The 7,081-nt window shown below is 70.0% G+C and carries 7 protein-coding genes; 4 read left to right on the top strand and 3 right to left on the bottom strand.

The genetic code is table 11. The annotated features are described in order from the left end of the window. A partial coding sequence (gene gcvP, locus KUTG_RS06830; protein WP_043715714.1) for an aminomethyl-transferring glycine dehydrogenase occupies nucleotides 1-1,898 on the top strand: 1,898 nt, incomplete at its 5' end. An 86-nt stretch (nucleotides 1,899-1,984) separates the two neighbouring features. Beyond that, nucleotides 1,985-2,467, top strand: coding sequence for a cupin domain-containing protein (locus KUTG_RS06825; RefSeq protein WP_043715713.1), 483 nt, complete (start codon nucleotides 1,985-1,987; stop codon nucleotides 2,465-2,467). A gap of 89 nt (nucleotides 2,468-2,556) precedes the next feature. Here KUTG_RS06825 and KUTG_RS06820 read toward each other — a convergent pair whose 3' ends face one another. From KUTG_RS06820 to KUTG_RS06810, 3 genes are read right to left on the bottom strand one after another with little or no spacing between them, the layout of a single operon-like run. After that, nucleotides 2,557-2,832 (bottom strand): DUF6295 family protein, encoded by a 276-nt coding sequence (locus tag KUTG_RS06820; RefSeq protein ID WP_043715712.1) that lies wholly within the window; start codon nucleotides 2,830-2,832, stop codon nucleotides 2,557-2,559. Between the two features lie 13 nt (nucleotides 2,833-2,845). Beyond that, on the bottom strand, nucleotides 2,846-3,592 hold the full coding sequence (locus tag KUTG_RS06815; protein ID WP_043715711.1) for a dienelactone hydrolase family protein: 747 nt from the start codon (nucleotides 3,590-3,592) through the stop codon (nucleotides 2,846-2,848). Nucleotides 3,593-3,652: 60 nt separating this feature from the next. Beyond that, nucleotides 3,653-4,372 (bottom strand): 4'-phosphopantetheinyl transferase family protein, encoded by a 720-nt coding sequence (locus KUTG_RS06810; RefSeq protein ID WP_157494368.1) that lies wholly within the window; start codon nucleotides 4,370-4,372, stop codon nucleotides 3,653-3,655. A 122-nt stretch (nucleotides 4,373-4,494) separates the two neighbouring features. Here KUTG_RS06810 and KUTG_RS06805 point away from each other — a divergent pair, with 122 nt between their 5' ends. Then, complete coding sequence (locus tag KUTG_RS06805) at nucleotides 4,495-6,501, top strand: ABC transporter ATP-binding protein (RefSeq protein WP_157495520.1); 2,007 nt, start codon at nucleotides 4,495-4,497, stop codon at nucleotides 6,499-6,501. Beyond that, nucleotides 6,501-6,971: a PadR family transcriptional regulator gene (locus tag KUTG_RS53030; protein ID WP_052394138.1), complete on the top strand. Its 471-nt coding sequence runs from the start codon at nucleotides 6,501-6,503 to the stop codon at nucleotides 6,969-6,971. Before KUTG_RS06805 ends, KUTG_RS53030 begins: the two co-directional genes overlap by 1 nt. The last annotated feature ends 110 nt before the right edge of the window (nucleotides 6,972-7,081 follow it).

The following is a 7,081-nucleotide window of genomic DNA, read 5'->3' as shown; positions in this document are numbered from 1 at the left end:
TCCGCCGCGAGAAGGCCACCAGCAACATCTGCACCGCGCAGGTCCTGCTCGCGGTGATCGCCTCCATGTACGCCGTCTACCACGGCCCCGACGGCCTGCGCTCGATCGCCACCCGCGCGCACCGGATGGCCACCGTGCTGGCCGCCGGCCTGTGCGAGGGCGGCGTCGGCGTCGTGCACGGCGAGCTGTTCGACACCGTGCTGGCCGAGGTCCCCGGCACCGCGGCCGAGGTCGTGGCCAAGGCCCGCGAGCTGGGCGTGAACCTGCGCCTGGTCGACGAGAACCACGTCGGCATCGCCTGCGACGAGACCACCACCCGCGAGCACCTTTCCCAGGTGTGGCAGGCGTTCGGCGTCACCGTGTCCGATGTGGACGGTTTGGACGCCGACACCGCCGACGGCATTCCGCCGGCCCTGCGCCGCACCAGCGAGTTCCTCACCCACCCGGTGTTCCACCAGCACCGCTCCGAGACCGCGCTGCTGCGCTACCTGCGTGCCCTGTCGGACAAGGACGTCGCGCTGGACCGCAGCATGATCCCGCTGGGCTCGTGCACCATGAAGCTCAACGCCACCACCGAGATGGAGGCCGTCACCTGGCCCGAGTTCTCGGGGCTGCACCCGTTCGCGCCGGCCGGGGACGCGGAGGGTCTGCTGTCCATCGTGACCGACCTGGAGCAGTGGCTGGCCGAGATCACCGGCTACGACGCAGTGTCGTTGCAGCCCAACGCCGGCAGCCAGGGCGAGTTCGCCGGCCTGCTGGCCATTCGGGCCTACCACCGCTCCCAGGGGCACGGCGAGCGGGACGTCTGCCTGATCCCGGCCAGCGCCCACGGCACCAACGCCGCCAGCGCGGTGATGGCCGGCATGCGGGTCGTCGTCGTGAAGTGCGACGATCAGGGCAACATCGACATGGACCACCTGCGCGCCACGGTCGCGGAGCACAGCGACGACCTGGCCGCGATCATGATCACCTACCCGTCCACGCACGGCGTGTACGAGGACACCGTCGGCGAGGTCTGCGGCCTGGTGCACGACGCCGGCGGCCAGGTGTACGTGGACGGCGCCAACCTGAACGCGCTGATCGGCCTGGCCCAGTACGGCAAGTTCGGCTCGGACGTGTCGCACCTGAACCTGCACAAGACCTTCTGCATCCCGCACGGCGGCGGCGGCCCCGGCGTCGGCCCGATCGGCGTGCGCTCGCACCTCGCGCCGTTCCTGCCCAACCACCCGCTGCAGCCGGCCGCCGGCCCCGAGACCGGCGTCGGCCCGATCAGCGCCGCCCCGTGGGGCAGCGCCTCGATCCTGCCGATCTCCTGGGCGTACGTGCGGATGATGGGCGCCGACGGCCTGCGCCGGGCCACCCTGACCGCCGTCGCGGCGGCCAACTACGTGGCCCGCCGGCTCGACGAGTACTTCCCGGTGCTCTACGTCGGCGAGGGCGGTTTCGTGGCCCACGAGTGCATTCTCGACCTGCGCGGCATCACCAAGGCCACCGGCGTGACCGTGGACGACGTGGCCAAGCGGCTGGCCGACTACGGCCTGCACGCGCCGACCATGTCCTTCCCGGTGGCCGGCACGCTCATGGTGGAGCCGACCGAGAGCGAGGACCTGGCCGAGCTGGATCGCTTCTGCGACGCCATGATCGCGATCCGGCGGGAGATCGACCGGGTCGGCTCGGGCGAGTGGCCGGTGGACGACAACCCGCTGCGCAACGCCCCGCACACCGCGGCCTGCCTGACCGAGCAGGAGTGGAAGCACCCCTACACCCGGCACGAGGCCGTCTTCCCGGCCGGCGTCAACGCGCCCAAGATCTGGCCGCCGGTGCGGCGGATCGACGGCGCCAAGGGCGACCGCAACCTGGTCTGCTCCTGCCCGCCGATGGAGGCCTACCAGAGCTGAGTCCGTTCATGCAGACAAGGACGCCTTACCCGCGTTGAGCGAGGGTAAGGCGTCCTTGCCTGCATCAGACCCGCAGGGGGAACACGATGTCCTATCCGGAGATCAGGTACGACGGCGAGAGCGGCGAGGTCACGGCCTGGATGCGGCCCGCCTCGACGCCGGCCGACCTGACCAGCAAGGCCGGCACGAAGTTCGGCTACCTGGCCACGGGCGCCGACACCGGCGGCGACTTCGGCCTGTACCGGCTGGACATGCTGCCGCGGGCCGGCGGCGCGTCCGACCACTTCCACCGCACCATCACCGAGTCGTTCTTCATCCTGTCGGGCACGATGAAGCTGTTCAACGGCGACAAGTGGGTCGACGCCCGTGAGGGCGACTTCCTGCACGTGCCGCCGGGCGGGCGGCACGGGTTCCGCAACGAGTCGGACGAGCCGGCGTCGATGCTGCTGCTGTTCACGCCGGGCGCGCCGCGTGAGGCGTACTTCGAGGGGCTCAAGACCGTGTCCGGACTGTCCGACCAGGAGCGGTTGGAGTTCTTCCTCCAGCACGACAACCACTTCGTCGACTGACCAACCACCGCGAGTCCCGCTCTCCAGCAAGCGAATGTCGAGTTCCGGAACTCGACATTCAGTTGCCCGAGAGCGGGACTCGCGGTTTGTCAGGGCTGGTTTTCCGAGGCTATGCCGGCGGGGGCGTGGTCGAGGGCGGCGGTGATGGCGGCCGCCAGGGCTCGGGCCGCCTCCTCGGTGAGTTCCACGGCGACGCGGGCGCCGGGGCCGTCGGCCGGGTTGAGGAAGTCGATGTTCAGCGTGTGGGTGTAGCGGGCGTGCGTGGGGTGGTCCACGTAGACGGAGCCGTCGGTCAGCCGGAACCAGCCGCTCGCGCCCTTGCCCGCGCCGTCGAGGAGGACCTTCTCGGTCAGGTACGTGCACATCGGGACTGTCCTTTCAGGACGCGAGGTGGCGGCCGTAGAAGTCGAACACCTTGAGCCAGCCGTCGGCGGCGGCCTCCGAGCGGTAGCTCGGGCGCTCCACGGAGAAGAAGGCGTGGTTGGCGCCCTCGTAGGTGTGGAACTCGGTGGTCTTGCCGTGCTGCTTGAGCACTGCCTCCAGTTCGGCGGTCTCCTCCGGCGTGGGGAACTTGTCGTCGGCGCCGAACAGGCCGAGCAGCGGCGCCGACAGGTTGGGCGCGATGTCCAGCAGCGGCCCCATGGTCGTGATGCCCATGGCCGGGTCGGGGCCGCGGGTGACGAACGCGCCGTAGCAGTCGACGGCGGCGTCGACCTGGAGCGAGCAGGCCACCAGGAAGGTGTGCCGGCCGCCTGAGCAGTAGCCGATGACGCCGACCTTGCCGTTGCTGGACTCCAGCGACTTGAGGTGGCGGATCGCGCCGTCGGCGTCGCCGACCACCTGCGAGTCGGGCACGCCGCCCTGCGCGCGGGCGGCCGCGGCGGCGTCGTCGGGGCTGGCGCCGGGGGCGACGCGCCAGAACAGGTTGGGGGCGATGGCGTTGTAGCCGTTCACCGCGAACCTGCGCACGATCTCCTTGGTGCCCTCGTCGTAACCGGGCATGTGGTGGATCACCAGCACGCCGCCGCGCGGCGTGGTGTCGAGGGGCCGGGCCAGGTACGCCTCGATCTCGTCACCGCCGTCGCCGGTGATGGTGATGGTCTCGGCCAGCATCGCGTCGGACACGTCTGTCGTCCCTCCGTCGTTCGTGGGCGAGATCCACCCTACACGGAGGAAAGGTTCCGCTTAGAGCAGAAGGTCCGCATCGAGTTCCCGCACCCGCAACGCGGCCGCGGTGAGCACGGCGACGGCGGCGTGGTGCCGGGGGCCGGGTTCCAGCATCGCCAGCCGCACCTGGTCGACGGGGATGTCCAGCGGCCATGCCAGCAGCATCGGCGGCTGATCGGCGGGGGAGACCTCGATGCGGCTCATGGGCATCCGCAGCCCGTGCCCGGTGGCCTTGAGCAGCGCCTCCTTGCGCACCCACAGCCGTTGGAAGTCCACCCCGGGGTTCTCGGAGGCGTCCAGGGCGGAGAGTTCGTTGGCGCTCAAGGTGTTCTCCGCCAGCTCGTGATCGAAGTGCCCGATCAGCGGCGTGTGCTCGACGTCGACGCCAACCTCGCCCAGGCGGGTCAGCGCCACGGCGACGCGCTCGCCGGCGTGGGAGACGGACACCTCGATGCCGGAGCCGGCGGGCAGCCGCGGGCGTCCGTGCTGCTGGCCGCAGTCGGTGCAGGTGCGATCCAGTAACACCTCGCACGGCCGTTCCCCGGTCTGCGCGGCCACGGCGGCCCGCAGCAGCCACGCCCCGGTCAGCGACCGCTGCCGGTCCACGCGCTGCCGGTACCGGCCGGCGCGGCGCTGCTCCGACTCCGGCACGGCGGAGGCGAGCACGTCGTCGGGCACCTGGTCGGGTCGGGCCCACCAGATCTGGCACTCACCGTCGAGCAACTGATCAGCAGCCACGGTTGCCACGGTAGGGCCGGGGCAACGGGCTATTCCGGTGACTTTGGCGTCCGATCCGGTGTACCGTACTCACCTATCGAGTTCGACCTGTCGAGTACGACGTGTGGGGGATTGCGGTGACGATGGGTGGTGGTCGCCCGGGGCGGCGGTCGAGGACGACCACGGTGCCGGACAGCGGCCTGACCGGCTCGGTGGACATTCCCGATCCGGAGCCGCCGGACGAGCCCAAGGACCTCCGGTCCCGGCTCGGCCGGTTGCGCCGGTCGGTGGGCGGCCTGGTCAAGGGACTGCCGCGGGTGATCAAGCTGGCCTGGGACGCCGGCCGCTGGCCCACGCTGTGGCTGGTGTTCGCCACCGTGATCGCCGGTCTGACGCCCACGGCCACGGCCTACATCTCCAAGCTGCTGATCGACTCCGTGACCCACGCCATCGCCGTGCACACCGGGCACCTGCCGGACGCGGTGCGTGTCGGCCCGCTGGAGCTCACGACCATTCAGGTGATCATCGGCGTCGCCGGCCTGCAGCTGATCGTCTACGTGGTGAACGCGATGATGACGGCGGTCTCCACGATCAGCCAGCAGCTGCTCAACGATCGGGTGTCGCAGACCATCCGGCTGCGGGTGATGGCCCACGCCAGCCGGCTGGACCTCTCCTTCTTCGAGGGCTCGTCCTCCTACGACCTGATCCGGCAGGCCCAGGACGAGGCGCCGTCCCGGCCGGTGGCCATGCTGAACTCGGTGTTCGGGCTGGTCCGCACCGGCATCACGTTCACGTCCATGATCGCGCTGCTGCTGTCGATCAACCCGTGGCTGGCCCTGATCGCCGTGCTGTCGCCGATCCCGGCCTTCATCGCCGACTCCCGCTACGGCGCCCGCAGCTACGTCTACGCGGTGTGGACCTCGCCGATTCGCCGCCGCATGGAGTATCTGTCCTCTTTGGTCACCACCGACACCTATGCCAAGGAGATCAAGCTCTTCGGCCTCGGCGACTACCTGGTCGACCGGTTCCGCCGGATCAGCGCCGTCTACTTCGGACGGCAGCGCAAGCTGGTCACCGAGCGGAACCTGCGCGGCACGGGTTGGGGTCTGATCACCACCATCACCGCTTCGCTGACGTACCTGTACATCGCACTGGAGGCGGTCAACGGCCGGCTCACCGTCGGCGACCTGCTGCTGTTCACCCAGGCCTCGACGGCCGTGCAGCAGTCGGTGTCGTCGTTGTTCTCGGGCTTCACCGGCATGTACGAGAACAATCTCTACTTGGACAACCTGTACAAGCTGCTGGCCACCGAGCCCGCGGTGATCGCGCCGTCCCGCCCGCGGCCGCTGCCCGAGCCGGTCCGTGGCCACGTGGTGTTCGAGGACGTCACCTTCGGCTATCCGGGCACGGACTCGGTGGCGCTCAACGGGGTCAGCTTCGAGATCAGGCCGGGTCAGACCACCGCGGTCGTCGGCCGAAACGGCGCCGGCAAGTCCACCCTGTTCAAGCTGCTGTGCCGGCTCTACGACCCGACCAGCGGCCGGATCCTGTTGGACGGCATCGACATCCGCGAGTTCGACCCGGACGCGCTGCGCCGCCAGATCAGCGCCATGTTCCAGGACTACGTGACCTACCAGGCCAGCGCCTCGGAGAACATCGGCGTCGGCGACATCGAGCACGTCACCGACCGCGAGCTGATCGAGAGGTCGGCCGAGGCGGGCGGGGCCGACGAGCTGATCGCCGGCATGCGGATGGGCATGGACACGCCATTGGGCCGCTGGTTCAACGAGGGCGCCAACCTGTCCGGCGGCGAGTGGCAGAAGATCGCGCTGAGCCGGGCGTTCATGCGGGACGCGCCCCTGCTGATCCTGGACGAGCCCACCTCCGCGCTGGACGCGCAGGCCGAGCACGACCTGTTCGCCCGGCTGCGCAATCTCTCCCACGGCCGCACCACGCTCTACATCTCGCACCGGTTCTCCACCGTGCGCCAGGCCGACCGGATCCTGTTGCTGGACAACGGCCAGCTGGCCGAGTACGGCACGCACGACGAGCTGATGGCCGCCGACGAGGGCTATGCGCACCTGTTCACGCTCCAGGCGGCGGCGTATCTGCCTGCGTCAAATGGGTCCGGACCCGAGCGGAGCGCCTGATGTCGTTGCGGCACGCGCTGTTGGGGCTGCTCTCGGTCAGCCCCAACAGCGGCTACCAGCTGGGCCGGATCTTCCAGGACACGTTGCGGCAAATCTGGAATGCCCGCAACCACCAGCTCTATCCCGAGCTGTCGCGGCTGGCCGCCGACGGGCACGTCGAGTGCGTCGAGGAAGGGCCGCGCGGCAAGCGCACGTACGCCATCACCGACGACGGCCGGGCCGAGCTGCGGCGTTGGCTGGTCGACGTGGAGCCCGACCGCACCATGCGCAGCGAGGCCTACCTGCGGCCCGCGTTAGTTGTCCGGTCGCCGCTGAGCCCGCGAGGACGCCTTGTGCGTGCTGGAAACGGGACATCCCAGGCGCTGCGGGACCAGCAGGGAGGGCGTGCTGGCGCTGATGGCCCGCAAGCGCCGCATCTCGCCGCCGTACGGGCCGCACAACCTGTCGCTCGACCTCAAACTGCGGGCTGACCGAGGCCATCCTGGGCTGGTCGGAGGAGGCGGCTCGGCGCATTGCCGAAAGGCCGTAACGCTTATCGGCGTAACGCGAAGAACCAGGCATGAGTTGGGTCATCGACGTC

This window comes from Kutzneria sp. 744 (assembly GCF_000568255.1).
Taxonomy (GTDB): domain Bacteria; phylum Actinomycetota; class Actinomycetes; order Mycobacteriales; family Pseudonocardiaceae; genus Kutzneria.
This window is presented reverse-complemented; position numbering and strand designations above follow the sequence as displayed.

Coding starts and splice junctions, on each gene's coding strand:
- KUTG_RS06825 (WP_043715713.1), top strand. CDS start 1,985: ATGTCCTATCCGGAGATCAGGTACGACGGCGAGAGCGGCGAGGTCACG.
- KUTG_RS06820 (WP_043715712.1), bottom strand. CDS start 2,832: ATGTGCACGTACCTGACCGAGAAGGTCCTCCTCGACGGCGCGGGCAAG.
- KUTG_RS06805 (WP_157495520.1), top strand. CDS start 4,495: ATGGGTGGTGGTCGCCCGGGGCGGCGGTCGAGGACGACCACGGTGCCG.
- KUTG_RS53030 (WP_052394138.1), top strand. CDS start 6,501: ATGTCGTTGCGGCACGCGCTGTTGGGGCTGCTCTCGGTCAGCCCCAAC.